The organism is Luteimonas sp. RIT-PG2_3 (assembly GCF_054902115.1).
Genome location: NZ_JBUBPF010000004.1, coordinates 454,523 through 480,908 on the forward strand (window position 1 = coordinate 454,523; position 26,386 = coordinate 480,908).

Annotated in this window: 22 protein-coding genes and 1 pseudogene; 15 read left to right on the top strand and 8 right to left on the bottom strand. The window is 68.3% G+C overall.

The window, feature by feature from the left end; all coding sequences use genetic code 11:
• Positions 1 to 56: 56 nt before the first annotated feature.
• The 11 genes from ACYX7E_RS08965 to ACYX7E_RS09015 all read left to right on the top strand — a co-directional run bounded on the left by ACYX7E_RS08965 (position 57) and on the right by ACYX7E_RS09015 (position 14,330).
• On the top strand, positions 57 to 1,691 hold the full coding sequence (locus ACYX7E_RS08965) for a TldD/PmbA family protein (protein WP_462080222.1): 1,635 nt from the start codon (positions 57 to 59) through the stop codon (positions 1,689 to 1,691).
• A gap of 27 nt (positions 1,692 to 1,718) precedes the next feature.
• Positions 1,719 to 3,053: a TldD/PmbA family protein gene (locus tag ACYX7E_RS08970; RefSeq protein ID WP_462080223.1), complete on the top strand. Its 1,335-nt coding sequence runs from the start codon at positions 1,719 to 1,721 to the stop codon at positions 3,051 to 3,053.
• Positions 3,054 to 3,618: 565 nt separating this feature from the next.
• Positions 3,619 to 4,290: a DUF4159 domain-containing protein gene (locus tag ACYX7E_RS08975; RefSeq protein ID WP_462080259.1), complete on the top strand. Its 672-nt coding sequence runs from the start codon at positions 3,619 to 3,621 to the stop codon at positions 4,288 to 4,290.
• A gap of 79 nt (positions 4,291 to 4,369) precedes the next feature.
• The gene (locus ACYX7E_RS08980) at positions 4,370 to 5,368 is read left to right on the top strand and encodes an AAA family ATPase (protein ID WP_462080224.1); all 999 of its coding nucleotides are present in this window, start codon (positions 4,370 to 4,372) and stop codon (positions 5,366 to 5,368) included.
• A 13-nt stretch (positions 5,369 to 5,381) separates the two neighbouring features.
• Positions 5,382 to 6,278: a DUF58 domain-containing protein gene (locus ACYX7E_RS08985; protein WP_462080225.1), complete on the top strand. Its 897-nt coding sequence runs from the start codon at positions 5,382 to 5,384 to the stop codon at positions 6,276 to 6,278.
• Positions 6,275 to 7,540: a BatA domain-containing protein gene (locus ACYX7E_RS08990; RefSeq protein ID WP_462080226.1), complete on the top strand. Its 1,266-nt coding sequence runs from the start codon at positions 6,275 to 6,277 to the stop codon at positions 7,538 to 7,540. The genes ACYX7E_RS08985 and ACYX7E_RS08990 overlap by 4 nt, the downstream gene beginning before the upstream one ends.
• Positions 7,537 to 9,849: a hypothetical protein gene (locus ACYX7E_RS08995; RefSeq protein ID WP_462080227.1), complete on the top strand. Its 2,313-nt coding sequence runs from the start codon at positions 7,537 to 7,539 to the stop codon at positions 9,847 to 9,849. The genes ACYX7E_RS08990 and ACYX7E_RS08995 overlap by 4 nt, the downstream gene beginning before the upstream one ends.
• A complete protein-coding gene (locus tag ACYX7E_RS09000; RefSeq protein ID WP_462080228.1) occupies positions 9,846 to 11,807 on the top strand; it encodes a hypothetical protein in 1,962 nt (653 codons plus the stop codon). The genes ACYX7E_RS08995 and ACYX7E_RS09000 overlap by 4 nt, the downstream gene beginning before the upstream one ends.
• A gap of 42 nt (positions 11,808 to 11,849) precedes the next feature.
• On the top strand, positions 11,850 to 12,203 hold the full coding sequence (locus ACYX7E_RS09005; RefSeq protein ID WP_462080229.1) for a GFA family protein: 354 nt from the start codon (positions 11,850 to 11,852) through the stop codon (positions 12,201 to 12,203).
• Entirely contained in the window at positions 12,203 to 13,036 is an 834-nt protein-coding gene (locus tag ACYX7E_RS09010) for a DUF4349 domain-containing protein (RefSeq protein ID WP_462080230.1), read from the top strand. Before ACYX7E_RS09005 ends, ACYX7E_RS09010 begins: the two co-directional genes overlap by 1 nt.
• Before the next feature lie 319 nt (positions 13,037 to 13,355).
• Entirely contained in the window at positions 13,356 to 14,330 is a 975-nt protein-coding gene (locus ACYX7E_RS09015; RefSeq protein ID WP_462080231.1) for an aldo/keto reductase, read from the top strand.
• 138 nt (positions 14,331 to 14,468) lie between these two features.
• Here the strand turns inward: ACYX7E_RS09015 and ACYX7E_RS09020 are convergent, their stop codons facing one another.
• Both ACYX7E_RS09020 and ACYX7E_RS09025 read right to left on the bottom strand, forming a co-directional pair.
• The gene (locus ACYX7E_RS09020) at positions 14,469 to 15,899 is read right to left on the bottom strand and encodes a DUF2867 domain-containing protein (RefSeq protein WP_462080232.1); all 1,431 of its coding nucleotides are present in this window, start codon (positions 15,897 to 15,899) and stop codon (positions 14,469 to 14,471) included.
• An 8-nt stretch (positions 15,900 to 15,907) separates the two neighbouring features.
• On the bottom strand, positions 15,908 to 16,228 hold the full coding sequence (locus ACYX7E_RS09025; protein WP_462080233.1) for a metalloregulator ArsR/SmtB family transcription factor: 321 nt from the start codon (positions 16,226 to 16,228) through the stop codon (positions 15,908 to 15,910).
• A gap of 233 nt (positions 16,229 to 16,461) precedes the next feature.
• On the opposite strand from ACYX7E_RS09025, the gene speG reads away from it, so the two are divergent.
• Positions 16,462 to 16,998: a spermidine N1-acetyltransferase gene (speG, locus tag ACYX7E_RS09030; protein ID WP_462080234.1), complete on the top strand. Its 537-nt coding sequence runs from the start codon at positions 16,462 to 16,464 to the stop codon at positions 16,996 to 16,998.
• A gap of 27 nt (positions 16,999 to 17,025) precedes the next feature.
• On the opposite strand, the gene ACYX7E_RS09035 is transcribed toward speG, so the two are convergent.
• Positions 17,026 to 18,003 (bottom strand): peptidylprolyl isomerase, encoded by a 978-nt coding sequence (locus ACYX7E_RS09035; RefSeq protein ID WP_462080235.1) that lies wholly within the window; start codon positions 18,001 to 18,003, stop codon positions 17,026 to 17,028.
• 175 nt (positions 18,004 to 18,178) lie between these two features.
• On the opposite strand from ACYX7E_RS09035, the gene ACYX7E_RS09040 reads away from it, so the two are divergent.
• Both ACYX7E_RS09040 and ACYX7E_RS09045 read left to right on the top strand, forming a co-directional pair.
• Positions 18,179 to 18,574, top strand: a complete 396-nt coding sequence (locus ACYX7E_RS09040) for a PadR family transcriptional regulator (protein ID WP_462080260.1) — start codon at positions 18,179 to 18,181, stop codon at positions 18,572 to 18,574.
• Positions 18,571 to 19,473, top strand: a complete 903-nt coding sequence (locus ACYX7E_RS09045) for a sensor domain-containing protein (RefSeq protein ID WP_462080236.1) — start codon at positions 18,571 to 18,573, stop codon at positions 19,471 to 19,473. The genes ACYX7E_RS09040 and ACYX7E_RS09045 overlap by 4 nt, the downstream gene beginning before the upstream one ends.
• Positions 19,474 to 19,700: 227 nt before the next feature.
• Here ACYX7E_RS09045 and ACYX7E_RS09050 read toward each other — a convergent pair.
• A pseudogene (locus ACYX7E_RS09050) lies at positions 19,701 to 21,063 on the bottom strand (polyhydroxyalkanoate depolymerase).
• Between the two features lie 57 nt (positions 21,064 to 21,120).
• Positions 21,121 to 21,744: a class I SAM-dependent DNA methyltransferase gene (locus tag ACYX7E_RS09055; protein ID WP_462080237.1), complete on the bottom strand. Its 624-nt coding sequence runs from the start codon at positions 21,742 to 21,744 to the stop codon at positions 21,121 to 21,123.
• Between the two features lie 261 nt (positions 21,745 to 22,005).
• On the opposite strand from ACYX7E_RS09055, the gene ACYX7E_RS09060 reads away from it, so the two are divergent.
• A complete protein-coding gene (locus ACYX7E_RS09060; protein WP_462080238.1) occupies positions 22,006 to 22,452 on the top strand; it encodes a CopD family protein in 447 nt (148 codons plus the stop codon).
• A 124-nt stretch (positions 22,453 to 22,576) separates the two neighbouring features.
• On the opposite strand, the gene ACYX7E_RS09065 is transcribed toward ACYX7E_RS09060, so the two are convergent.
• The 3 genes from ACYX7E_RS09065 to ACYX7E_RS09075 form a co-directional block, all read right to left on the bottom strand.
• Entirely contained in the window at positions 22,577 to 23,773 is a 1,197-nt protein-coding gene (locus ACYX7E_RS09065) for a patatin-like phospholipase family protein (protein WP_462080239.1), read from the bottom strand.
• 43 nt (positions 23,774 to 23,816) lie between these two features.
• Positions 23,817 to 24,602: a 3-hydroxybutyrate dehydrogenase gene (locus tag ACYX7E_RS09070; RefSeq protein WP_462080240.1), complete on the bottom strand. Its 786-nt coding sequence runs from the start codon at positions 24,600 to 24,602 to the stop codon at positions 23,817 to 23,819.
• Between the two features lie 91 nt (positions 24,603 to 24,693).
• Positions 24,694 to 26,385 carry an alkaline phosphatase gene (locus tag ACYX7E_RS09075; protein ID WP_462080241.1) on the bottom strand — a complete coding sequence of 564 codons (1,692 nt, stop codon included), beginning with the start codon at positions 26,383 to 26,385 and terminating at the stop codon, positions 24,694 to 24,696.
• Position 26,386: the final 1 nt, after the last annotated feature.

Below are 26,386 nucleotides of genomic sequence, written 5' to 3' on the forward strand. Positions count from 1 at the left end.
TTGATCCAGGGCCCGCAGCGACATCGCGCACGGGTCCGACAACGGGAGAATCTGCCTTGCAAAGACGCGACTTTCTGGCCCTCGGAGGGCTTGGCGTGGGTGGCCTGGCGCTGCCTTCGTTCTTCGGCAAGGCGATCGCCGCCGAGCAGCTGCTGTCCACGCTCGATGTCGGACTGAAGAAAAAACTCGCCGACGTGGCCTTGAACGCGGCCACCAGTGCCGGCGCCACCTATTGTGACGTGCGCATCGGCCGCTACCTGCGGCAGTTCGTGATGACCCGCGAGGACAAGGTCCAGAACGTCGTCAACGCCGAGTCGACCGGCGTCGGCGTGCGCGTGCTGGTCAAGGGCGCGTGGGGCTTTGCGGCGACCAACCAGTTGACCGAGCAGGGCGTCGCGCAGGCCGCGCGCCAGGCGGCCGCGATCGCCAATGCCAACGCCAAGGTCCAGTTCGAGCCGGTGCAGCTGGCCAAGGCGCCCGGCGTCGGCGAGGTGTCGTGGCGTACCCCGATCCGCCGCAACGCGATGGAAGTGCCGATCAAGGACAAGGTCGAGCTGCTGCTCGGTGTCAATGCCGCCGCCACCGCGGCGGGCGCCAGCTTCGTCAACTCGACGCTGTTCCTGGTCAACGAGCAGAAGTACTTCGCCAGCACCGATGGTTCCTACATCGACCAGGACGTGCACCGGATCTGGGCGCCGTTGACGGTTACCGCGATCCACAAGGCCAGCGGCAAGTTCCGCACCCGCGAGGGACTGTCCTCGCCGATGGGGCTGGGCTACGAATACCTCGATGGCGATGCCTCGCAGAAATTCGTCTCGCCCAATGGCGTGATCAACTACGGCCTGTCCTACGACATGCGCGAGGACGCCGTCGCCGCGGCCAGGCAGGCGCAGGAGAAGCTCAAGGCGCCGTCGGTCAAGCCGGGCAAGTACGACCTGGTACTCGATCCCTCACATACCTGGCTGACCATCCACGAGTCGGTCGGCCATCCGCTGGAGCTCGACCGCGTGCTCGGCTACGAGGCCAACTACGCCGGTACCAGCTTTGCGACGCTGGACAAGCGCGAACAGCGCTTCCAGTACGGCAGCGAGCTGGTGACGCTGTTCGCCGACAAGACCCAGCCGGGCAGCCTTGGCGCCGTCGAGTACGACGACGAGGGCGTCAAGTGCAAGCGCTGGGACCTGGTCAGCGACGGCAAGCTGGTCGACTACCAGACCATCCGCGACCAGGCGCATATCCTCGGCAAGACCGAGTCCGACGGCTGCTGCTATGCCGACTCCTGGTCCAGCGTGCAGTTCCAGCGCATGGCCAACGTCTCGCTGGCGGCCGGCAAGCGCAAGCTCAGCGTCGACGAGCTGATCAAGAACGTCGAGAACGGCATCTACATCGTCGGCGACGGCTCGTTCTCGATCGACCAGCAGCGCTACAACGCGCAGTTCGGCGGCCAGCTGTTCTACGAGATCAAGAACGGCAAGCTGACCGGCATGATCGAGGACGTGGCCTACCAGATCCGCACACCCGAATTCTGGAATGCCTGCAGCGCGATCTGCGACGACAGCGACTATCGCCTCGGCGGTTCGTTCTTCGACGGCAAGGGACAACCCAGCCAGGTGTCGGCAGTCTCGCACGGGTCCAGTACGGCCCGTTTCGACGGCATCAACGTCATCAACACCGCGCGCTCGCTCGGCTGACCGGCCGGTAACAGGAGAATCCAAGTAATGACCATCTTTACCGAAGCCCAGGCCAAGGCCATCCTCGACAAGGTCGTCGCGTTGTCCAGCGCCGACGAATGCAGCGCCAGCCTGACCGGTGCCGTCGAAGGCAACATCCGGTTCGCGCTCAACAACGTCTCCACCAGCGGCATCGTCAGCAACGCCGAGCTCGGCGTGCAGGTCGCGTTCGGCAAGCGCGTGGGCACCGCGACCATCAACGAGTTCGACGATGCCTCGCTCGAACGCGTCGTCCGTCGTGCCGAGGACCTCGCCCGGCTGGCGCCGGAGAACCCGGAGTTCGTCCCCGCCATCGGCAAGCAGACCTACCAGGCCAGCCCGACCTTCAGCGAATCGACCGCTGCGATCACGCCGGACTTCCGGGCCCAGGTCGCCGCCAACTCGATCGCCCCGTGCAAGGCCGAGAACCTGATCGCCGCGGGCTTCCTCGAAGACAGCCAGAACTTCGTCGCGATCGCCAACAGCAACGGCAACTTCGCGTACCAGCGCGGCACCTCGTTCGGCTACACCTGCACCGTGCGCACCCAGGACGGCACCGGTTCGGGCTGGGTTGGCCGCAGCGTCAGGGACGCCAGCGACTTCAACGCCGACCGCGACATCCGCATCGCGATGCGCAAGGCCCAGGATTCGTCCGAGGCGCGCGCGCTGGAGCCCGGCAAGTACACGGTGATCCTGGAGCCGGCCGCCGCGGCCGGGCTGATCTCGTTCATGCTGAACTTCTTCGACGCCCGCAGCGCCGACGAAGGCCGCAGCTTCCTGTCCAAAAAAGGCGGCGGCAACAAACTGGGCGAGCAGATCTACGACCCGCAGGTGACGATGGTCGGCGACCCCTGGCACGAGACCGCACCGGTGCTGCCCTGGGACGGCGAAGGCCTGCCGCGCGAGAAGATGCCGATCATCCAGGACGGCAAGGTCACCAACCTCAACTACTCGCGCTTCTGGGCGCAGCAGCAGGGCAAGCGCGCCATCGGCCGCCCCGGCAACCTGATCATGTCGGGCGGCACCAAGTCGACTGCTGAACTGGTGGCCGGCACGCAGCGCGGCATCCTGGTGACGCGCACCTGGTACATCCGCATGGTCGATCCGCAGACCGTGCTGCTGACCGGCCTGACCCGCGACGGCACGTTCTACATCGAGAACGGCCAGATCAAATACCCGTTGAAGAATTTCCGCTTCAACGAGTCGCCGGTGATCATGCTCAACAACATCGACGAGCTGGGCAAGCCGGTACGGGTGGGGGGCGATGAGAGCCAGCTGGTGATGGTGATCCCGCCGATGCGCTTGCGCGATTTCACGTTCACGTCGTTGTCGGATGCGGTGTGAGATTGGCCTGACGGGGACGGCGTCCAGTGTTCTGTTTTCGTTTTGACCGTAGGAATGCATGCAGGGGCATTTCTGCGGCTCGCGGACTTTACGGGAGGAGCGAAAGGCTTTCGTCCGCTGACGCGGCCGAGTTCATTTCTTTTGGCGCGCGGGCTGCTGAAACGATGGGAAGTTTCGGCGCTTCCCCCGAATTGATGCACGTCTATCCAGACCCAAGGAGCGCCGCACATGGATGTGCGGCGTTTTCCGACCGAGCCACGGATGGCGAGTCGGAAAATCCCGGAACGAATGACAAGTGGGGCTGCTTGCTCGAGGAAGCGTTTTTCTTTGGTTCGTTTCTTTTGGCGCTTTCCAAAAGAAATGAACACGCTCGCCGCAGGCGAGTGGAAGCGTTCGCATCTGCTTTTGACGCTCGCGGCCCTCATGGGAAGCTCGAAAGGTTTTCGTCCACCGGCGGGGCCGAATTCATTTCTTTTGGTAGACCCCAAAAGGAATGGATGAATGCTTCGGTTTCTGATCTGGCTGGAGCGACTCCACATTGAATCGCCGGATGTCCCTGCAACTGATGCTCGGCGGTGCCGCCGCGCTTGCGCTCGCCCCGCTCCGGGCCCAATCCACGCCTTACGATTTCTGGTTCACCCGGCTGAAGTACGATTCCGGCGACTGGGACGTCGATGCGCGGATGCCGTCCAACGTGCTGACCTCGCTGGTCGACTACACCAGCCTGCGCGTGGACCCCAAAGAACATGTGGTCGAGCTGGCCGACCCGAAGATGCTGCAGGCGCCGTTCTGCTACCTCGCCGGGCACAAGCTGGTCGAGTTCAACCCGGCCGAGCGGCGCAACTTCGAGCGTTACCTGCGCAGTGGCGGTTTCGTCTTCGTCGATGACTGCAACCACGACATCGATGGCCTGTTCGCGACCTCCTTCGAGGCGCAGGTGGCGTCGATCTTCGGGGCGACGGCGTTGCGCAAGCTGCCGAACCGGCATCCGATCTACAGCAGCTTCTTCAAGTTTCCCGAGGGTCCGCCGGCGACCAGTTTCGAACTCAATGGCTGGGGCGACGACCTGGTCCATGACTACCTCAAGGGCATCGAGCTCGATGGCCGGCTGGGCCTGCTCTACAGCAACAAGGACTATGGCTGCGAATGGGACTACGACTGGCGCAACAAGCGCTTCCTGGCCGAGGACAACACCCGGTTCGCCGTCAACATCGTCATTTATGCCCTGAGCACCTGACGCCCATGCAGCCAGACGCGTGCAGGCCTGCAGATCATCCGCCACCCCACCGCCACAGCCTCGCGAGCGAACTCCCCGTATGAGCCAAGACATCACCGATTCCCAGGTCCAGGCGCAGGTCGCCCGGCTGGCCACGTTGCGCGACGCGATCGGGCAGGCGGTCGTTGGCCAGCATGCGGTGGTGGAACAGTTGCTGATCGGCCTGCTGGCAGGTGGCCATTGCCTGCTTGAAGGCGTGCCCGGACTCGGCAAGACGCTGCTGGTGCGCACGCTGGGCGAGGCGCTGGCGCTGCAGTTCCGGCGCGTGCAGTTCACGCCCGACCTGATGCCCAGCGACCTACTTGGCACCGAGCTGCTGGAGGAGGACCACGGCACCGGGCATCGGCATTTCCGTTTCCAGCAGGGACCGGTGTTCACCAACCTGCTGCTGGCCGACGAGCTCAACCGCACCCCGCCGAAGACGCAGGCGGCACTGCTGGAGGCGATGCAGGAACACACGGTCAGCTATGCCGGCGTGACGCATGCCTTGCCCGCGCCGTTCTTCGTGCTGGCGACGCAGAACCCGATCGAACAGGCCGGCACCTATCCGCTGCCCGAGGCCCAGCTCGACCGCTTCCTGCTGCATATCGCGCTGGAGTATCCGGGCGAGGACGAGGAGCGCGCGATCCTGGCCCAGACCACTGGCAGCGCGACGGCGCGGGTGCCGCGGGTCATGGATGGCCAGGAAGTGATGGCCCTGCAGGCACTGGTACGGCAGGTGCATGTGGGCGACGAACTGCTGTCTTGGATCACCCGGCTGGTGCGTGCGAGCCGTCCGGGCGAGAGCGCGCCGGCCATCGTGCGCGACTACGTCCGTTGGGGCGCGGGACCGCGTGCCGGGCAATCGCTGGTGCTAGCATCGAAGGCGCGCGCGCTGCTGCACGGGAGGCTGGCCGCGACCCGCGAGGACGTCGTCGCGCTGGCCGCGCCGGTGCTGCGCCATCGCCTGCTGCTGTCGTTCGCGGCCGAAGCCGAGCGCAAGCAGCCCGACGACGTGATCGCGGGCCTGCTGCGCGACGTGCCGTACCCCGGCCGCTGAGGTTCCGCGTCCGATGTCACGCGACCTGCTGCCGCCGGCGCTGCGTGCAGAACTGCGCTCGCTGCGCCTGGCTGCGCGCCGCGTCAGTGCCTTGCGTGGCGGTGGCGCGCATCGCAGCCGCGATCGCGGCGCGGGGCTGGAGTTCGCGCAGTACCGCAGCTATGAACCCGGGGACGAGCCGCGCCGGATCGACTGGAAGCTGTACGCGCGTAGCGATCGCTTCTTCGTCCGCGAAGCCGAGCGCGACAGTCCGCTGGCGATCTGGATCGTGCTCGATGCCAGTGCCTCGATGGGGCAGGCCGATGAGACGCGTGCCGACTGGGCGCGGCTGGACGCAGGCAAGGCCCTGGCCGCAGCGATCGCCGAGGTCGCGTTGCAACAGGGCGACCGCTTCGGACTGGTGACGCTGGGCGGAGACGGGGTGCAGTTGCTGCCGATCGGCGCCGGCTCGCGACAGCGCGATCGCCTGCTGCTGCAACTGCAGTCACTGACCGCGCAGGGCGCGTGCCCCGAGGCCGACCGCCTGCTGCCGGTCTGGGAGCGCATCGACACCGACGCGCTGGTCGTCGTCATCAGCGACTGTTTCGACGAGGCCTGCGCGTCGCTGGCGACGCGTCTTGCCGGCGCGCGTCGCGATGTCGCGGTGATCCAGCTGCTGACCGTGGCCGAGCGCGATTTCCCGTTCCAGGAAGGCCGGCGCTTCATCGATCCGGAAACCGGGCAGGCGATGGCTGGCGACGGGGCCAGCCTGCGCAGCGGATTCCTGGCGCGCTTCGGCCTTGCGCAGCGCGAGCTGCATGCGCGCTTCGACAGTGCCGGCATCCGCCATGCGCTGCATGTGCTCGACCGGCCGCTGATCGAACCCCTGCGGCGATTGTTCGCGGCCGATGCGTCGCCGGGGACGCCGTGAGCCTGGGCCTGTTGTTTCCCGCTGCACTGGCCGCACTGGCGGCACTGCTGTTGCCGCTGCTGATCCACCTGGCGCGGCGCGAACAGCAGCGGCCGACGATCTTCGCGGCATTGCGCTGGCTGGGCGAGCAGCCACGACCGCGCCGACGCGTGCGTTTCGATGAATGGCTGTTGCTGTTGCTGCGCCTGCTGCTGCTGGCGCTGCTGGTGTTGTGGCTGGCGCAACCGGTGCGGCTGGGACCCTTCGGTCCGCAGCGTTGGCATGTCGTGATGCCGGGCGTCGCCGTCGACGCCCTACCATCGCCGGGGCAAGGGACAGGCGACACGGGAGCGTGGCATTGGCTGGCCGACGGGTTCCCCGTGTTCGGGCCTGCGGCAGCACCCCCGGCACCGGCAACGACCGCATCGGCCAGCAGCCTGTTGCGGCAGCTCGATGCTGAACTCCCGGCGCATGTGGCCTTGACCGTGTATGCGCCCGAGATTCTGCACGGGGCGGATGCGGAGCGGCCGCGGCTGTCGCGTGATGTCGACTGGCAGGTAGTGCCGGCTGCGGATACCGTGATACAGGAGCGCGCCGCTGTCGACACCGCGATGCCGACGCTGTGGCTGCACGAGGACCGCACGCAGCGTGATCGCGATGACGTGCGTTACCTGCAGGCGGCGGCCGACGCCTGGCGCGCAGGCGCTGAGGCACAGGACGCGCAAGCACAGGCCTCACAACAGCAAACCTCACAGCCGCAGGCCCCAGTGCAGGCCCCAGTGCAGGCGCCTGCCTGGACGCGCCTGGAGCAGGGTGCCGCACTGCCGGACGATGCCCGGCTGCTGGCATGGCTCAGCGACGCGCCTCCGACCGATGCGGTACGCGCATGGGTCGCGCAGGGCGGTGTGCTGTTGCTGACGGCAGCCGCACCATTCGCAATGCCGGAGGCCGCGGCCGTGTCATGGCGCGATGCCGACGGCGCTCCGCTGCTGAGGCAGACCGGCCTGGGCGCCGGCACGGTGCTGCAATGGCAACGCCCGTTGCAGGCCACAGCGATGCCGCAATTGCTGGACCCGACGTTTCCGGCGCGACTGCGTGCCGCGCTGCGACCGACCCCGGCACCGCAACGCGTGATGGCAAGTGCGCACGCCCCCGTGCGCGGATTGCCGGCCTGGCCCTTGCGCGGACAGGACCTGCGGCCGTGGTTGCTGGGCGCGTTGCTGGTGCTGTTGTTGCTCGAGCGCTGGTGGGCGACGTCGCGGCGTCGGAGCGTGGCGCCATGAGCAGCCTGCGCGCAGGCAGCGAGGCACGCGACGGCGGCACCATGCGCGCTGCGGCCACGGCTGCCGTGCAATCCCTGCTGCGTGGCGCACGCCTGCGCGTGGGCCTGGACCGGCTGGCGATCGGTCTGCCGGTGCTGCTGGGCTTCGCGGTCGTGTGCTGGCGCTGGCGCGGTCCTGAGGTCGCGTGGCCGCTTGCGCTGCTGTGTGCGGTCGGCATGGCGCCATGGATCGCCGCGGCTGCGAGACGCATCGATCAGGCCTGGGTGCTGTCGCGACTCGACGCGCAGCGACGCGACCTCGAAGACAGCAGTACCTTGCTGCTCGCCGAACCGGCGGCGCTGTCGCCCTTGGCGCGGTTGCAGCAGGCGCGCGTGCAACAGCGCCTGGCGCAGTCGCGGCCGCCCGAGCTGCGACCGGCCTGGTCCAGGCGTGGCATCGCCTTGGCCTGGGCGGCGGGACTCGTTGCCTGCGTGCTGGCCGTGGCCTGGCCGTCGCGATCCCCGGGCGCAGCAGGCACGGTGCCGATGCCTGCCGGGGAGGCGGCTGCGCCGGGCGTGCCACGGCTGGTCGCGCAGCGCCTGCGGGCGACGCCACCGGCCTATACCGGTGCCGGTGAACAGGACGGCGATGCGCTCGATCTCAAGACTGCGCAGGGATCGCGACTCGACTGGCGGCTGCGCTTCGAACCGCAGGCCACCGACGTGTCCCTGCTGCTGCACGATGGCCGGCGCATCGCGATGCAACGCGATGGCGACGACTGGGTCGTGCGTCATGTGCTGACGCAATCGCTGCTGTATCGCATCTCCGTCGATGCCCCTGTCGCTGATGACGATGGCGACCAGAACGCGCGTGTCGCACGTCCCGCACGTACGCCGCCCGCTGGACGCCTGCACCGCATCGAGGCGGTCGTCGACCAGCCGCCGCGGGTGCAGGTGCTTGCGCCCGATCGCAGCCTGGTGATGCTGGCGCCGGGGCAGCGCAACTGGTCGCTGGCCTTCGAGGGCAACGACGACTATGGCGTGTCCGCGCAGGCGCGGCTGCACCTGGTGCGTACCGAGGGCAGCGGCGAGAACATCACCTTCCACGAGACCACGCGCGTGCTGACCGGGCGCGGCCCGGCGACGTCGCGACGCTTCGAGGTCGACGTCGCGCTGTCGGCGTTTCCGCTGCAGTTCGGCGAAGACCTGATCGCGCGGCTGGAAGTCCGCGACAACCGCAGTCCCGATCCGCAGCCCGGCCGCAGCGCCAGCGTGATCCTGCGCCGCTCGCCGGAACCGGTCACCGACATCGCCGGGCTCGAAGGGCTGGCACGCCAGGTGTTGCCAGCCTATTTCCGCAGCCAGCGCCAGATCATCATCGATGCCGAGGTCTTGCTGAAGGAGCGGGCGGCGCTGGCGGAAGACGCCTTCGTCGCGCGTTCCGATGGCATCGGTGTCGACCAGCGCCTGTTGCGGCTGCGCTACGGCCAGTTCCTCGGCGAGGAAAGCGAGGGTGGCGCGCGTCCGCCGCCGACCAGCGACAGCGTCGACGAGACGGGCAACGACAAGTCCAGCGCCGACAACGCCAGCGACGCCACCCCGCATGCCGATGACGACGCGCACGCGCATGACGGGCCGCACGACGGACACGCGCATGACGATGCCGTGCCGCCGCCGGGCGGCTTCGGCCAGGAAGGCAACCTGCTCGAAAGCTTCGGGCATACCCACGACCTGCCGGAGGCGGCGACGCTGCTGGACCCGGCCACGCGCGAGATCCTGCGCAAGGCACTGCAGGAAATGTGGCAGTCCGAGCTCTTCCTGCGCCAGGGCAAGCCCGAGACCGCGCTGCCTTACGCGTATCGGGCGCTGGAATTGATCAAGCAGGTCCAGCAGGCCGACCGCATCTATCTGCCGCGACTCGGGCAGGCGTTGCCGCCCATCGACGAAACGCGACGCATGACCGGCAAGCGCGAGGGCATCGACGCCCGGCCGCTGGCCTCGTTGTCGCCAGCGAGCGTCAACGGTGCGCTGGCCGATGCCTGGTTCGCGTTGTCGCCGCTGGCCGGCGAGACCATCGACAGGGAGGGCCTGGACGGTCTGCAGCGCTGGATCGACGCGCGCAGCACGCGCATCGACGATCCCTTGGGACTGATCGCCGCGATCGATGCGGTGCGCGTCGATCCTGCCTGCGTCGCCTGCCGCGCGGAGCTGCGCAAGTTGCTGTGGCGACAGATGACGCGACCCGCCGCCGGCATCGCCCGGCGTGCGGCGGGCGATGCGATGGGACGACAGTACCTGGAGCGCCTCGGCGCGCCGCAGGAGGCGCGATGAAGCTGGTGCCCGAGTGGCTGGCGTTGCCCTTGCTGCCGGCCGTGGTGTTGTCGGCCCTGGTGCTGCTGGGCTGGGTCCGGCTGGGCTGGTGGCAATGGCGGGCGCCGGTGGCGCAGCGCTCGCACGCATGGCGGATCGTCGCGCTGGGCGGCCTGCAGGCGCTGGCCGCGCTGCTGTTGTCCCTGGCGCTGTGGCCGCCACAGCGCGAGGCGGCGGCGCAGACCATGACGGTGCTGACGGCGGGTGCCGAGGATGCCGTTGAAGGCGATGCAGCAGGCGATGCGGGCGATGCGGATGAGGCAGGCGGGCCTGCGGGCCTCGTGGTGGCGTTGCCGGAGGCGCAGGCGACGACCGCCATCCGCGTTCCGGATCTGGCCACCGCGCTGCGCCAGTATCCCGGGATCTCGCACCTGCAGGTGCGCGGTGCCGGCATGCGCGAGCGCGATCGTGAGGCCATCGCCGGACGTGCTCTCCCTTACCCGCTCTCGTATCAGGCGCCTCCAGTGCCGGTGGGCGTGGTACGACTGGACCTGCCCGACAGCGTCGTCGCCGGTGCCGAGCTGCGGTTGTCCGGCCAGGTGCACGGCGTGCCGGCAGGCAAGGTCGAATGGCTCGATCCTGCGGGGCGGCGGGTCGACGTCGCCGGACTGGACGCGCAGGGCCGCTTCTCGCTGGACGCGGTCGCATTCGCGGCGGGTCCGGCCGACTACCTGCTGCGGGTGCGCGATGCCTCCGGCGCGATCGTCCAGGACGCGACCATTCCGCTGCTGGTCCATACACCGGCGCTGCCGCGCGTACTGCTGCTGTCGGGTCCGCCGAATCCGGAAACGCGCGCTTTGCGACGCTGGCTCGGCGATGCCGGCATGCCGGTGCATGCGCAGCTGACGCTCGGCGGTGGCATGCAGCTTGGCGACGGCGCAGTGGCGATGACGCCGACCGGTCTGTCGAAGTTCGATGTGCTGGTGGTCGATGCGCGGGCCTGGGAAGGGCTTGGCGAGGGCGGACGCACGCAGGTCATCGCGGCGGTCCGCCAGGGACTGGGCCTGCTGTTGCGCGTCGACCAGCCGCTGTCCGCCGGCGCCTTGCGTCCGCTGCGCACGCCGCGCTTCGTGCCGGGCGCGGGACAGCAGGTGGTGGCCTTGGTATTGCCGCCCGTGCGCGTCGACGACGAGGCCGCGGCACGTGCGCGCATGGGCGTCGGTACGGCGGACGCGCCGTTCGATACGACGATCGCGGCCGAGCCGGTACCAGCACTCGCGCGGCGAGCACTGACCGTCAGCGGCGCCGACGCGGTTGCGTTCGGTCGCGACGTCGAGGGCGCGCCCTGGGGCTGGTGGCGCAGCGAAGGGCAGGGGCGGCTTGCTCTGTGGACGCCGCTGGACAGCTGGCGGCTGCCGTTGGCGGGACGGCCGGACCTGCATGCCGATCTGTGGAACCAGGCCTTGTCGCGCGTCGCGCGTGCGTTGCCGATGTCGTCCCTGCAGGTCGCCGACGATCCCGAGGTCGGCCTGCGCACGACGATCTGCGGCGTCGATGCCGCGATGCAGGTGGTCGCGCCCGAGGGCGCCGGCACGCCCTTGGTGGTCGATCCCGCAACGTCCATGCAGCGATGTGCGGGGTTCTGGCCGACGCAGGCCGGCTGGCATCGTGTGGCATCGCAGGCCCTGCCCGATGCGCCCGGTGACGATGCGTCCACGCCGCGCGGCGTGGACGGTGGCGCTGCCGTCCACTGGTTCCACGTCCGTGCGGCGTCGCCGGTGCCGACCTGGCGAGCAGCGGCGTTGCGCGAGGCCACGCTGGCGCTGGTCTCGCAGGACGATGCCAGGCCGGCATCGACGCAACGCCGCCACCTGCGCGGCCCCTCGTGGCCCTGGCTGCTCGGTTGGCTGCTGGTGGTCGCGCTGCTGTGGTGGACCGAGCGCAGCCAGTGGGGGCGGCGCAGGCCCGTGGAGGCGTAACATCGACGGCCTGGATTCCAGGATCGACATGGAGAGGGCGCAATGGGGACATATTCGGGCGGATGTCACTGTGGTCGGGTCGCGTTCGACCTGCAGGCCGACATCACGGAAGGCCATGACTGCAATTGTTCGATGTGCAGCAAGCGGGGTGGACTGCTCGCGTTCTTCCCGGGCGGGGCGTTCACGCTGAAGACCGACGCGTCTGCCATGCAGACCTATCGTTTCAACAAGCAGCACATCGCCCATCGCTTCTGCACGACCTGCGGCATCGCCGCCTTCAGCGAGGGGACGCACCCGGGGACGGGCGCGCGGATGGTGGCGGTCAACCTGCGTTGTGTCGCCGGCCTGGACCTGTCGACGCTGAAGATCGTGCAGGTCGACGGAGCGAGTTTCTGATGGCGCCGGTCGCGACATGGTGCCGCGCCGCCGCTGGCGTCGCATTGTTGCTGGCGCTGGCTGCGTGCCAGAAGTCGGTCGGGCAGATGGAGGAGATGTCCGGCGCGATGTCGGCGGCCGCGCCGGCAGCGGCCGATGGTGGCGGCAATCCGCTGCAGTCGATGCTGGCCTACGAACACAGTGTCGACATCCAGTTGCCGGCCGAGCGCATCTCCACGCGTCTGCAGGACGTGCGCCAGCTGTGCGAGACGGCGAAATTCGGCGCCTGCGTCGTGCTGAACGTGCAGGACAGCGGCGGCGACCGCCCCAGCGCATCGATCAGCATGCGCATGGTGCCGGCAGCGATCGAACCGACGATCACCGCCGCCGGCAACGATGGCACGCTGGGCAGCCGCCGTTCGCATGCGGAGGATCTCGCGGTGGTGGTCGGCGACAACCGCATGCTGCAGGCGCGGCTGCAGAAGGAGCACGCACGCCTCAGCGAATTCCAGCAGCGTCGCGACCTGGCCGTGGCCGACATGATCGCGCTATCGCGGCAGATTGCCGAGACCGAGGCGCAGCTGGAAGGCGCGCAGCGCGAGGCCGCGCAGCACCAGCGCAGGATCGCGACGCAGCTGCTGACGATCTCGTTGTCGCCGCCGGGCGGCGAAGCCGGACGCAGCGAGATCGGCCAGGCCTTCAGCGACTTCGGCGAAGTGCTGTCGCTGTCGACAGCCTGGCTGATCCGCGCGGTCGCGGTGCTGTTGCCGATCTCGATCGCATTGTGGCTGCTGCTGTCGCTCGTGCGCTGGCTGCGCAGGCGTCGTCTCGCCAGGGCCGCGCGTCAAGGCTGAGCACAGGCGACGCTGGCCAGCCGCCCCGGAGAACCTGCTCACGACAGATCGTGAACAGGTTCTGAGAGGCAAGTACCGCTTGGCTGATCTGCAGCGGACGCAATGGTCATCAGCACGGGGTTGCCGCGATGCCAGCCCTGTTGCAGACTCGGGGACATCCTCTGGATGGGTGCTCCCGGCTGCAGGCGTGCTGCTGCCGACGCACAGGTCTGCAGGCATGCGGCAACGCCGCGCCCGCAGTCGCGGATCGCATCCTTCCCGCCGGCCCGTCGCCATCCGGCTATGGGCGCCCTCGTGCATGGCCTTCACGGCGTGCTGCATGAAAAAATGGAACCTGCAGATGACCTCACGACGCGACTGCCTGAAATTGAGCCTCGGCGCCGGCCTTGCGCTCGCGCTGCCGCATGCTTCATTGCTGGCGGTGGCCCGCCAGCCGCTGCTGACGCGCGCGATTCCGTCCAGCGGCGAGCAGATCCCGCTGGTCGGCCTCGGCAGTTCGGCGACGTTCTCGCAGGTCGCACGCAGCGAGGATGTCAGCGCGCTGCGCGACGTGCTGCAGGCCTTGATCGCCGAGGGTGGCAAGGTCTTCGATACCGCGCCCAGCTACGGCGCATCCGAGGAAGTCGCCGGGCGCATCGCCGGCGAGCTTGGCATCACCGAGCAGGTGTTCTGGGCGACCAAGGTCAATGTCGCCGGCCGTGGCGACGATGCCAAAGCGGATCCTGCGCAGGCGCGCGAACAGATCGAGACCTCGTTCAAGCGCATCGGCAAATCCAAGCTCGACCTGGTCCAGGTGCACAACCTTGGCGATGTCCCGACCCAGTTGGGCATCCTGCAGCAGTTGAAGCAGGAAGGCCGCGTGCGCTATGTCGGCGTGACCTCGACCAGCAAGCCGGCGTATCCGAAGCTGATCGAGGTCATGCGCAACGAGCGCATCGATTTCATCGGTGTCGACTACGCGATCGACAACCGCGACGTCGAAGAGACGATCCTGCCCTTGGCCGCCGAGCGCGGCATCGGCGTGCTGGTCTATGTCCCGTTCGGGCGCACGCGCCTGTGGAGCCGCGTCGGCGATCGCAAGGTGCCCGAGTGGGCCAGAGAGTTCGACGCCACCACTTGGGGGCAGTTCTTCATCAAGTTCGTCGCCTCGCATCCGGCGGTGACCTGCGTGACCCCGGCGACCAGCCGGGCCAGTAACCTGATCGACAACCTGGGTGCGGGACGCGGCCGCTTGCCGGACCAGGCGCAGCGCCAGCGCATGATCGAACTGGTCGAGGGCCTGCCCGCCGCCTGAGCGTGCCATGGCCTGGTGCGGCGCGGGGATGTCACCGTTGCCCGGTACCGGTGCGGGCCGCCTGCTCGGCCTGCTTGCCTGACCGGCGTGCTTCGCCCGCTGGCATGATCCCTTGACGTGACCGCTCGCGTGGCCCGCTCAGGCGGTCAGCGGCGACATCCTGGCATTGGCGGCGCGATCGAGGGCGTGTGCGACTGCGAGATCGAGCATCCGCGGCGCGATGTAGCTGCGATGCACGCGCTCGATCGCGGCCATGTAGGCACGGCCGAAACGGTTGTGGCACTGCACGCGGGTGCCGAGGCTGATGCGGACACCGCCGTCGTCGCCGATACGGACCGCGACGCAGGACCGAAAGCGCAGGTGGCGGTCGTCGGCGCCGAGCACGACCTGGGCATGACGCCGGTCGTGGGCGTGCGACTGGGCCAGGACCGGATAGCGACCGGCGAACGTCGAACGGGTGTCGCTCGACAACGGCTGGGTCGACAGCAGCGACGAGACCGGACAGCCCAGCGGCGACGTACGCAGCCGCAGCGGCCTGACCAGCAGGTTGCGCAGTTGCATCAGCCACGACACGCCGGTCGGCCGATTGACCAGGAAGCCTTCGAGCACGTCGGCGAGCAGGCGGGCCGCACCCACGCCGCGCAGCGAGGCATCGTGCAGGTCGACGGCAAAGGTGTCCTCGTGGTCGAAGCCTGCGTCGAGCTGGGTCGCCAGCAGCGAATCGGCCGGCACGCCGTCCATCGCGGTCGCGCGCTGCGAAGGCCGATGCGCGACGAAGGCCGGGGCTGCACCGGTCGGCGCCAGGGCGCTGCGGCACGCACCCGCCACGCGCCGGACGGCCGCACAGCCGCGTGCGGCCCAGGATCGTGGCGCCGCCTGCAGCATCAGCGTCGTGGTCGGGACCTGGCGCGCCTCGATCGGCCGTTGCGCCAGCAAGGCCAGCACCTGTTTGGGCAGCAAATCGGTCAGGTCGGGGATGCTGGCCTCGTCGCGAGCGATCGCCGCGCGTTGCGCCGGATCGGCGATGCCGCCCAGTTCATCGGTATGGCACGAGATGGCGAAGAACACCGGATGCGGGCGATCGCGTCGCAGCGGTGCGAACTGGTGCCAGGTGTCGCCGCCGAAGCGGACCGTGAACAGGCTGTCCGCGGGGATGTCGACGTGATGCAGCGCGTCGAAGAAGGCAGCAGGATCGTGTTCGATCTGCGCCGTCGATGCGGTCGAGAAACGCAGCTGCGCGCCACCGCTGCCGGAGATCGCGGTGAACACGCGATGGCCGGCATGGCGATGGAAGGGATGGCCCTGGCGGTCGACGGCAAAGGTATAGACCGAGGTGGCGTCGCCCTGGGCGAGGTTGATGCCCAGCAGCTTGGCCGAGGGTTCGTCGAGCGCATCGATATAGGTCGCGTGGCCGCGTTGCTGCCGGCAGGCATCGGCGAACAGGCGGTCGCCAGCGCCAATGCCCAGTTGCGCCAGCAGGCAGACTTCGACCGGCAGGCCGCCGGCGTGCGAGCGCAGGCGGGCGGTCGGGAAGCCGGTGGTCATCAGGTCGGGCAGGGAGATCGACATCGACATGCTCAGCGCCCGGTGCCGGCCTTGGCGCGCTTGCGCGCCTCGCGCTTCAGCGGACCCGCGTTGGGACAGATCTCGAAGGCGAAGCCGGTCAGCGAGTTGACCAGGTTGTCGGGCTTGAGCCGGTAATGGATGAACTGGCCGCGGCGCTCGCCGAGGATCAGGCCAGCGTCTTCCAGCACCGACAGATGCCGTGAAATCGCGGGCGCGCTCATCGCGAAACGGCTGGCGATGTCGCCGGCGGTCAGTTCCTGCGCCGACAGGTAGGCCAGGATCTCGCGGCGTGGGCGCGAGGCGAGGGCTTCGAAAACCCTGTCGATGCTCATGGCGGAGGCTCCAGTGGCGGCGGATCTTCGGACGGCTGATCTGCAGGCGGGGAGCCTGCAGAAGGCTTAGGCGGATAGAAACTTAACTAATTAACTCATTCGTTAAATTAAGGATCGCGCCAGTTGCTGTCAAGTTCCGTACATCGCGGCGCCTGCATGCGGCGCGCCAAGCGGTGCGGACGCTGCGTGCGGGCGATCACGCAACCGACATCGATCGGCGCTAGAGTGAAGCCATGACCACGACCGCATCCCCGACCGTGTTGCTGCGTCCGCTCGAACGCAGCGACCTGAGCTTTGTCCACCAGCTCAACAACAACCGCAACGTCATGGGCTACTGGTTCGAGGAGCCCTACGAGTCCTTCGACGAACTCGAGGAACTGTTCCGCAAGCACATCCACGACCAGAGCGAGCGTCGCTTCATCGTCGAGGATGCCGCCGGCGAACGCGCGGGCCTGGTCGAGCTGGTCGAGATCAACCACATGCACCGGCGCGCCGAGTTCCTGCTGATGATCTCGCCGGCCCAGCAGGGGCGCGGTTATGGACGCGCGGCGACACGGCTGGCGATCAGCTATGCCTTTCGCGTGCTGAACCTCTACAAGCTCTACCTGGTGGTCGACGTCGACAACGCACACGCGATCCGCATCTATGAAGGCTGCGGCTTCCAGCGCGAAGGCGTGCTGGTCGACGAGTTCTTCAGCGACGGCCGCTACCACAGCGCCATCCGGATGTGCCTGTTCCAGCCGCAGGTGCTGGAACAGAAGATTGGCTGAGCGTCCTCAGCGCAGGTTCGCGCGCACTCAGGGCTTGGGTGTGCGCGTTGGCACGCTGATGTTGCACAGGTCGATCTGGCCGGCCGGGCGCTTGTACCAGTCGTCGCGGCGGTTGCGGCGCGATTCGATGACCGCATCGAACAATGGCGTGTCGGTGCGCAGTACTTCGAGTGCGACGCGTTCGCTTTCCGGGAGTGAGGATGCGAGCGTGATCGCCTTGATCGGCGTGCGCTGCGCCGGATCTTCGTAGAAGCCGAGCGGGCCGGTGCCGCGCGGCAATGCGCTCAGCAGTTCGATGCCCTGCACGACGCGGCCGACCTGGGTGATGTTGCGGTCAAGCTGGCGCGGCGATTGCCCGGTGACGACATACAGCTCGGTGCCGTTGCTGGAATCGGCCGCGGTGTCGCGGCCCGCGCCCAGCGTGCCGTAACAGTGCGCCATCCAGGCCGTGCCGGTCGCGCTGTCGCGCGCGGCCGGAAAGCCGTCGGCAAATCCGGTCTGTGCGGCCCAGCCATCGCGGTCGGGTAGCCGGTGGAAGGGCAGGCCGCTGGCCGGACGTTCAAACTCCGCGGGCAGGGTCGCCCTGGCCTTGCCGATCGGACGCGGGGCTTGGCCCTCTTCGGTGAGATCGCCGAACTGGACGACGAAATTGTCCTGCGAGCGGTACAGCGTCAGTCCGTTCCAGAAGCCTTCGCGCGCCAGCGTACGGATGTTGTCGACATGCGCAGGCGCGAACTGCGGCGCCAGCTCGATGACGACGCGGCCGCCGGCGACATCCAGGTACAGGGTGTTGTCGGGATCCAGATTGCGCCAGTCCGAGGGCTGCGAGGCATCGAGCAGTTCCTGCGTCGACTTCGGCTTGGCGGCGGTGTCCTGCGTGGCCTGCGCGGCGAGGCCGCCGCTGGCGATGGACAGCGTGGCCAGCATGCCGAGCAGCAGCGGGGCAGGCAGCGCGGTGCGCGGCGGGGCGCCCAGGTCGGGACGCGTAGGGGAGCAGGCGGACATGGCGGTTCCTGGCGGGCGGTTGACCCGATTGTGGCCCAGCCAGGCGGCAGAGTGACTACCGGCACATTCGCTATAGCGAAGTGAACACTAGTATCTCGTCCATGGGCCGGACGCCGGCCAGGAGGCCATCATGGCGGTCGCGACCACAGACAGATCCGGAGACGTGCCCGAGGACATGCGCGGCGCCGTGCCGGGGAGCGAGCAGGACGACGAGCTCCGGCAGTCGTTGCGCAAGTTCCAGAAGGAGCTCAGCGCCGGTACCGTATCGCTGGTGCTGCTGGCGGTGGTGGCCGAGGCTCGTGCGCCGATGTACGGCTACCAGATCGCCAAGCAGCTCGAGCACTTCGGCGACGGCGTGCTGTCGGGCAAGCAGAGCGCGTTGTATCCGGTGCTGCGCAACCTGGGGGCGGCGGGATTGCTCGACAGCCATGTCGAGCCTTCCGATGCCGGCCCGCCGCGCAAGTACTACCGCATCACCCGCACTGGCCAGGATGTCCTGGCGCAGTGGAGCGCGGCCTGGTCCGCGACCCGAGATTCCGTCGATTCCGTCCTGAGGGGGATGAAGCCATGACCACCGAACGCCTGCCCACCACGATCCCGGAATACCTCAAGCACCTGCGCCGTTCGCTGGCCGGTGCCGACGCCGCGCTGGTGCAGGATGCCCTGTACGACGCCGAGGAATACCTGCGCTCCGAACTGGCCGAGAATCCCGGACGCAGCGAGGCCGAGGTCATCGCGGCGGTGGCGTCCAGCTACGGCGCGCCCGATGAAGTGGCTGACATCTACCGCGACACCGAGGTCAAGGTGCAGACCGCGCTGCGGCCGCCGGCACCGAAGGCGCGGCGTTCGGCGCTGGGGCAGTTCTTCGGCGTGATCGCCGACCCGCGTACCTACGGCGCGTTGTTCTACATGCTGCTGTCGCTGGCGACCGGCATCTTCTACTTCACTTGGGTGGTGACCGGCATCTCGATGTCGGCCGGACTGGCGGTGCTGATCATCGGCATCCCATTCGTGATCCTGTTCTTCGGTTCCGTGCGCGTGCTGGCGCTGGTCGAAGGCCGGTTGGTCGAAGTGATGCTGGGCGAACGCATGCCGCGCAGGCCGCTGTACACCGAACGCGGACGCTCGATCTGGCAGCGCATCGGCGACATGTTCACCGATCCGCGTACCTGGAGCACGCTGCTGTACATGGTGCTGTTGCTGCCGCTGGGCGTCGCCTACTTCACGATCGTCGTGGCCGGCCTGGCGACCGCGCTGTCGTTGATCGCGTTGCCGATCGGGCTGCTGTTCGGTGCAGGCGACCTGTTGTTCATCGAAGGCCTGCAGTTGAACGCCGATATCCAGCCCTGGGCCTGGCCGTTCGCGGTGGTCGGCGGGGTGGTGCTGCTGTTCGTGACCCTGCACGTCGCCCGCCTGGTCGGACGCATGCACGGCCTGCTGGCCAAGCACCTGCTGGTCAAGAGTGTGTAGGAGCACCCGCGGGCGCGATGCCTTGCCGCGATGCGGTATTACGCGCACTGATCCCGGCCATGGCCGGGATCAGTGGGGGAGACGTCAGCGGCGCTTGCGGGCCGTGGTCTTGCCGGCGGTGGCGTTTTTCGAAGGCGCTTTCAGGGTCCCTGTCTTCTTCGTAACGACTTTTTTTGCGGCTGTCTTCTTGGTCGTGGCCTTCTTCGGTGCCGCCTTCGCAGCCGGCGTCACGGCACGCGACTTCGCCGCAGACTTCGCCACGCCCGCCTTCGGCTTGACCGCAGCCGCCGCGCGCTTCTTCGCGGGCTTTGCACGCTTGCCGGCGGCCGTGTCGTCGACCTCGTGGCCAGCGTTGGCGGCGATGAAATCGCGTACCTGCGGGTAGACCTGTTCGCGCCAGCGACGGCCGCTGAAGATGCCGTAGTGGCCCGCGCCCTTGACGGTCAGGTGCTGGCGCTGGCGTTCGTCGATGCCGGTGCACAGCTTGTGCGCGGCGCGCGTCTGGCCGGCGCCGGAGATGTCGTCGAGTTCGCCTTCGATCGTCAGCAGTGCGGTGCCGCGGATCGCCGCCGGGCGCACGCGCTCGCCGTTGACGTCCCACAGGCCCTTCGGCAGCAGGTGCTCCTGGAACACCACGCGCACGGTCTGCAAGTAATACTCGGCTGGCATGTCGAGCACGGCGTTGTACTCGTCGTAGAAACGGCGGTGCGAATCGGCGTCGTCGAGGTCGCCCTTGACCAGGTCCTGGTAGAAATCCCAGTGCGACATGAAATGGCGCTCGGGATTCATCGCCATGAAGCCGGTGTGCTGCAGGAAGCCCGGATACACCTTGCGGCCAGCACCGGGGTAGTTCTGCGGCACCGGATGGATCAGGTTGTTCTCGAACCACCACAGCGGCTTCTCGACCGCCAGATTGTTGACCGAGGTCGGCGATTCGCGGGTATCAATCGGACCGCCCATCATCACCAGCGAACGCGGCGTCGCTTCGCCGCGCGCGGCCATCAACGAAACCGCCGCGAGCACCGGCACCGTCGGCTGGCAGACGCTGATGACATGCAGGTCGCTGGCACCGATGGTGCGGATGAACTCCTGCACGTAGCCGACGTAGTCGTCGAGCGTGAACTCGCCTTCCGTCTTGGGCACCATGCGCGCGTCGACCCAGTCGGTGATGTAGACCTTGTGGTCGCGCAGCAGTGTCTTGACGGTATCGCGCAGCAGCGTCGCGTGGTGGCCCGACAGCGGCGCGACCACCAGGACCGAAGGCTGTCCGCGCATTTCGGTGATGGTGTCGGTGTCGTCGGTGAAGCGCTTGAAGCGCAGCAGGCGGCAGAAGGGCTTGGACACCACCTCTTTCTGCACGACCGGATAGGCGCTGCCATCCCAGCTGATCGAGTGGATGTCGAACGCGGGCTTTTCGTAATCCTTGCCGATCCGGTGCAGCAGTTCATTGCTGGCGGCGATGCGTTCCGCGCCGGGCAGTGACGACAGCCAACTGCTGGAGGCGGAGAACGCTTTCGCGTTGGCCTGCGCCCAATAGGTGAGGGGTGCCATCCAGGCGCGGTTGAGTTCATGGAGCTGATACAGGAACATCGGCGTCCTTCTGGCGGTTGCTGCGGCGCAGCATACCGTATCGATCCGGAAGCGGGGTTAAGCCCGGCGCGGGCGCCTGGCCGGTGCCTGTTCAGGAAGTTCAAGGGCGGTCGCCCCCTCGGCCAGCGCAGCCGAGAGCCAGCAGTGGGAGCCCAGGGCATGCAGCCCGGCGGCCTGGAAGCGGCGGCGGTAGAAGCTGCCGGGACGGGCGATGAACCCGTCCTCGTCGCCCTCGGCGGCATCCTCGCGCGCGAACACTTCCAGGAAGGCGACGCCGGCGCAGAGTTCGGCCAGGCCGGGCAGGCCGCGGTCGATGTCGCGCGTGGGCAGGTAATGCAGCACGTCGCTGCAGACCAGCAGGTCGACCGGCGCGCAGGGGCGCAGGTCGCCGAACTCGGCCAGGCGGGCCAGGTGCAGGTTGCGGCGCGCGCCGTAGCGGGCGATCGCATATTCGCTGGAGTCGAAGCCGAGATAGTGCAGCCGGGGTCGCAGCTTCAACAATGGTGCCCGCCAGGCGCCTTCGCCGCAGCCGATGTCGAGCACGCTGCGGATCGGGCGCTCGAGATGGTATTCGGCCGTCGCCACGGCAAGGGCGACCTTGCGCGCGAGCCGCTGCGTGCCGCCGATGCCGCCGTCGCGGTACCAGCGGTCGAAGTAGGCGCGATCGTATTGCTTGTCCATGGCCAGGGCATCGGTCCGCGAAGTGAGGCGGGCATTGTAGGTCGACGCGATGCGTCTGCCTCCCATGGTGCGCGCATGTGTCGCGGCGGCACGCGGAGGGCGCATGCGATGATAGCGGCGGATGCAAGCCAGCCTGCCCTCGCGTCCGGCCATCTGGCCACGGCAGTCCGTTCACGGCAGCCGACCGCCGCGGCCGGCGCACCGCATCCTCATCAATGCAGCCGCATTACCTATCCGCATCACCCAACAGGAGCCAGCCGAATGCAAGCCTATCTGTGGATCAAGACCGCGCACCTCGTATTCGTCATGGCGTGGGTCGCCGCGGCGTTCTACCTGCCGCGGATCCTGATCAACCTGGTCGAGGCCGGCGACGTGCCGCAGGTCCGCGACCGGCTGGTGTTGATGGGGCGGCGACTGTATCGCTTCGGCCATGTGATGGCGGGCCTGGCCATCGTGCTTGGACTGGTGTTGTGGATGGGCTATCGCGTCCTGCCGGACTTCCCGACGATGGTCGGTGGCGGCTGGTTGCACGCCAAGCTGACGCTGGTGGCGTTGCTGTTCGCGCATTACATCGTGGCCGGACGTTGGGTCAAAGGCGCTGCGCAGGGGCGTCGCCTGCCGGCCACGCGCTCGCTGCGCTGGTTCAACGAGATCCCGGTGCTGCTGCTGATCGGCGTGGTCTACCTGGTGCTGGCCAAGCCGTTCTGAACTGGCGCGTGCGGGACAGCCTGCTTCTGTGGGAGCGCCGACAGGCGCGATGAGGGGTTCATGGGCAGGCTTTGTCGCGGCCAAGTCCGCTCCCACAGGTCGCCCACAGAAGAGAGCGCCGCTGCTACGAGGGGCTGCGCTGGCGATGCACGTCGTGCGTGGCGACGCCGATCTTACGGTCGGGTAGCGCGAAGAACTGCGGGTTGCGCAGCGTCTGCGCCATGTCCTGTTGACCCGATTCCCAGTGCTCGCGCAATGGAATGTGGCCGAAGGCGTAGTCCTTGTGGTCGCGTTCGTGCGACTTGCTCTGGTAGATCAGGTGGACGATGTTGAACACGCGGTCGTCGAGGTAGGGCGCGAATGCGTCCTGCAATTGCGCGGGCAGCTTGCCGTCCGGCAGGTGCTCGATCAGTTCCTTCAACGACGTGCGCAGCTGCTGCGCCATCTCCACCATCCGCGTGCCGTGGCGGGTGCGGCTGGAGAAGCGGATGTCCTTCATCCGTTCCATGACGTCCATCATCGTGCGTGGCGGTTCGCCGCGCGCGCTCCACAGGTCGACCTGGAACGCCAGGGTGTCCTCGTGCGGATGGCACTCCAGCAGGTATTCCAGCGGCGTGTTGGAGACGATGCCGCCGTCCCAGTAATGCTCGCCTTCGATCTCGATCGCGGGGAACGCTGGCGGCAAAGCGCCGGACGCGAGGATGTGCTCGACGCGGATCCTGTCGCTGGCACTGTCGAAGTAGCGGAAGTTGCCGCGCTGGATGTTGGTGGCGCCGACGGTCAGCCGGACCGAGTGGTCGCGGTTGATACGGTCGAAGTCGACGAAGCGTTCCAGCGTGCCGCGCAATGCCGAGGTGTCGTAGAAGCTGATGGCCTGCGGGCTGCCGTCGTCGAGCAGGAATGGCGAGACCATGCGCGGTTCGAAGAAGCCGCGCTGGCCCTGCAGCAGCGCGCCGAGCGCGCCCATGCCGCGCGCCCAGGCCAGCAGGTTGGGGTCTTCCGGCATGCCGGCGACCAGGGCGCGGATCGCGACCGCCGGCCACGCCAGCGAGGGCCCGGGATCGGAAATCAGGTCCCAGAATCCGCGCAGCCGGTCCAGCCGGTCCTCGACTGGATTGCCGGCCAGGATCGCCGCGTTGATCGCGCCGATCGAGATGCCTGAGAACCAGTTGGGGCGGACGCCGGCCTCATGCAGCGCCTCGTAGACGCCGCACTGGTAACCGCCGAGCGCGCCGCCTCCCTGCAACACCAAGGCGACGGTGGGATAGCGCGCGATCCGGCGCGCGACCGCGTTGTCGGCTGCCGCGCCTGCGTCCTTCATCGCGGGCCCTTGGTCACGGCGCCCGTCGCTGCCATCGCTGCCATCACTGCATGTACCAGCCATGGCTGACAACGATGCTCTGTCCGGTCAATGCATTGGATTCGAACGCGGCCAGCATCAGCGCGATGTTGGCGACGTCGTCGACGGTGGTGAACTCGCCGTCCACGGTCTCCTTGAGCATGACGTTGCGGATGACCTCGTCCTCGCTGATGCCCAGTTCCTTGGCCTGTTCGGGAATCTGCTTCTCGACCAGCGGCGTGCGCACGAAGCCGGGGCAGATCACGTTGGCGCGCACGCCGTACTCGGCGGCTTCCTTGGCGACGGTCCGGGCCAGGCCGAGCAGGCCGTGCTTGGCGGTGACATACGGCGCCTTGAGCTTGGAGGCAACATGCGAGTGCGCCGAGCCCATGTAGATGATCGCGCCCCCCTTGCGCCGCTTCTCCATGTCGCGCAGGCATTCGCGCGTGGTCAGGAAGGCGCCATCGAGATGGATCGCCAGCATCTTCTTCCAGTCGGCGAGGCTGAAGTCGGTGATCTTGTTGACGATCTGGATGCCGGCATTCGATACCAGCACGTCGACCTGGCCGTAGTGCGCGACCGCCTGCGCGATGCCGGCGACGACCTGGGCCTCGTCGGTCACGTCCATCGCCACCGCCAGCGCATCGCCGCCGCCGTCGCGGGCCGACTGCGCGGCCGCTTCGGCGGCATCGAGTTTGAGGTCGGCGATGACGACCTTGCCGCCGGCCGTGGCATACACCTCGGCGATCCGCTTGCCCAGGCCACTGGCCGCGCCGGTGACCACGCAGACCTTGCCGTCGAGTCGGTTCATCGTGTTGCTCCTTGGGGGGAGCGGACAGCTTAACGCCGTGGCGATGACGTCGCCTTGACGACCGGGCCGGACCCGGGCGCCTGGACAGCTGTCATTCCTCTGCCGGGGCTCCGGTACGACGGGCGGCCTGCGCTGCGGGCGCCACGACCGGCAGGTCGACCGGCACGCCGTCGGCATTGCACAGGTGCTGCGCGCACAGCTGCCGGCGCAGGCGCGGCGTGGCCTGGACGATGACGTGATAGATGACGTTCTGCTCGATGCTGCCGCGCATGGCGTCGCTGCCGGGGCCGATCGCCCAGACGCCGACATCGTCGCCGCCATGCGATTCGGACTTCATCGGCACCAGCGCTTCCTGCATGAAGTCGGGATGCTCGGTGTCGACGGCGCTGAGGTCGGGGCGACCCGTCGAGGATTCGAAGGTGCTGGGCTTGTGGAAATGGGTCTTGGGCCCGGCCGGCTGCTGGTTGCTGGCGCCAGTGTAGCCGGGACCGTTGGCGTAGCTGAGCGTGGTGTAGGGCAGGCCGGTGGCATCGAGCGCGTACTTGCCGGTCGGCTCGTCCTCGCTGACCGCGCCGCGCACCTTGCCCAGGATCGGGTTGCCGCGCGTGGGATAGCCGACCAGGTTCAGCGTGTGCGAATGGTCGGCGGTGACCACGATCAGGGTGTCCCCGGTCGACGTGGCGTCGACCGCGGCCTGCACCGCGCGCGACAGCGAGATGGTCTCGTCGAGCGCCCTGAAGGCGTTGCCCTCGTGGTTGGCGTGGTCGATGCGGCCGCCTTCGACCAGCAGCACATAGCCGTGGCCGCCCTGCGACAAGCGCTCGATCGCGCTGCGCGTCATCTCGGCCAGGTCCGGTTCGCCGTCTTCGCTGCGGTTGCGGTCGTGTTCGAACTGCATGTGGTCGTACTCGAACAGGCCCAGGACCGGCGCCGCGACCGGCGCGGCGCGGAACTGGCGGCTGTTCCAGGCCACGTGGCCATCGGGATGGGCCTGGAGCCACTCCGCCGTCAGGTCGCGGCCGTCGAGGCGCTTGCCGACTTTGTCGTCCTGCTCCGGATCACGCTGCCCCACCGGCAGGAATTCGGAGCGGCCGCCGCCGAGCAGGACCGTCGGGCCCTTGCCGGGCGCGAAGTCGAGCAACTGCTGGGCGATGTCGCGGCATCCCTGTTCGCGCGCGGCGGCCGGCAGGTCGGCGTCGTTCTCCCAGTTGCGGTCGGGCGCATGCGCGTAGACCGCTGCGGGCGTGGCATGGGTCAGCCGTGCGGTGGTGACGATGCCGGTCGCCATGCCGGCATCGCTGGCCAGTCGCAGCCAGGACTGCAGGTGCCGCTGCTGGCTGGCGGCGCAGTCGTCGCGCCGGCTCGCGGAGACGCCGATCGCGCCCATGTGCGATTTCACGCCGGTGGCGATCGCCGTCATCGTGCCGGCCGAGTCCGGGGTCTGCGAGTTGGTGTTGTAGGTGCGGCTGAGCGCGGTATGCGGGAAACGCTCCCACGACAGCTGGGTCTCTTCGCCCGGCTGGCCGTCGCGCTGGCCGGCAAGAATGCGTGCCGCGGCGACCGTGGTCAGGCTCATGCCGTCGCCGAGGAACACGATGACGTTCTTCGCCTTGCCCTGCATGGCGCCGTTGCCGGCCGCGCGTGCGGCGCCGCTGCGGTACCACCACTGCGGGGTTTCGCCCGCTGGACGCTGGATCGCCGGCACGTCCACGACCGGTGTCGCCGGTGCGTGAGGCGATGCGGATCCGGCCGTCGATGCCGGTCCCGAGGCGCAGGCGACCAGC

What these genes read in the sequence shown, in the direction of transcription:
- ACYX7E_RS08970 (WP_462080223.1), top strand. Translation starts at nt 1,719, where the DNA reads ATGACCATCTTTACCGAAGCCCAGGCCAAGGCCATCCTCGACAAGGTC.
- ACYX7E_RS08975 (WP_462080259.1), top strand. Translation starts at nt 3,619, where the DNA reads ATGCTCGGCGGTGCCGCCGCGCTTGCGCTCGCCCCGCTCCGGGCCCAA.
- ACYX7E_RS08980 (WP_462080224.1), top strand. Translation starts at nt 4,370, where the DNA reads ATGAGCCAAGACATCACCGATTCCCAGGTCCAGGCGCAGGTCGCCCGG.
- ACYX7E_RS08985 (WP_462080225.1), top strand. Translation starts at nt 5,382, where the DNA reads ATGTCACGCGACCTGCTGCCGCCGGCGCTGCGTGCAGAACTGCGCTCG.
- ACYX7E_RS08995 (WP_462080227.1), top strand. Translation starts at nt 7,537, where the DNA reads ATGAGCAGCCTGCGCGCAGGCAGCGAGGCACGCGACGGCGGCACCATG.
- ACYX7E_RS09000 (WP_462080228.1), top strand. Translation starts at nt 9,846, where the DNA reads ATGAAGCTGGTGCCCGAGTGGCTGGCGTTGCCCTTGCTGCCGGCCGTG.
- ACYX7E_RS09005 (WP_462080229.1), top strand. Translation starts at nt 11,850, where the DNA reads ATGGGGACATATTCGGGCGGATGTCACTGTGGTCGGGTCGCGTTCGAC.
- ACYX7E_RS09010 (WP_462080230.1), top strand. Translation starts at nt 12,203, where the DNA reads ATGGCGCCGGTCGCGACATGGTGCCGCGCCGCCGCTGGCGTCGCATTG.
- ACYX7E_RS09015 (WP_462080231.1), top strand. Translation starts at nt 13,356, where the DNA reads ATGAAAAAATGGAACCTGCAGATGACCTCACGACGCGACTGCCTGAAA.
- ACYX7E_RS09020 (WP_462080232.1), bottom strand. Translation starts at nt 15,899, where the DNA reads ATGTCGATCTCCCTGCCCGACCTGATGACCACCGGCTTCCCGACCGCC.
- ACYX7E_RS09025 (WP_462080233.1), bottom strand. Translation starts at nt 16,228, where the DNA reads ATGAGCATCGACAGGGTTTTCGAAGCCCTCGCCTCGCGCCCACGCCGC.
- speG (WP_462080234.1), top strand. Translation starts at nt 16,462, where the DNA reads ATGACCACGACCGCATCCCCGACCGTGTTGCTGCGTCCGCTCGAACGC.
- ACYX7E_RS09035 (WP_462080235.1), bottom strand. Translation starts at nt 18,003, where the DNA reads ATGTCCGCCTGCTCCCCTACGCGTCCCGACCTGGGCGCCCCGCCGCGC.
- ACYX7E_RS09040 (WP_462080260.1), top strand. Translation starts at nt 18,179, where the DNA reads ATGCGCGGCGCCGTGCCGGGGAGCGAGCAGGACGACGAGCTCCGGCAG.
- ACYX7E_RS09045 (WP_462080236.1), top strand. Translation starts at nt 18,571, where the DNA reads ATGACCACCGAACGCCTGCCCACCACGATCCCGGAATACCTCAAGCAC.
- ACYX7E_RS09055 (WP_462080237.1), bottom strand. Translation starts at nt 21,744, where the DNA reads ATGGACAAGCAATACGATCGCGCCTACTTCGACCGCTGGTACCGCGAC.
- ACYX7E_RS09060 (WP_462080238.1), top strand. Translation starts at nt 22,006, where the DNA reads ATGCAAGCCTATCTGTGGATCAAGACCGCGCACCTCGTATTCGTCATG.
- ACYX7E_RS09065 (WP_462080239.1), bottom strand. Translation starts at nt 23,773, where the DNA reads ATGAAGGACGCAGGCGCGGCAGCCGACAACGCGGTCGCGCGCCGGATC.
- ACYX7E_RS09070 (WP_462080240.1), bottom strand. Translation starts at nt 24,602, where the DNA reads ATGAACCGACTCGACGGCAAGGTCTGCGTGGTCACCGGCGCGGCCAGT.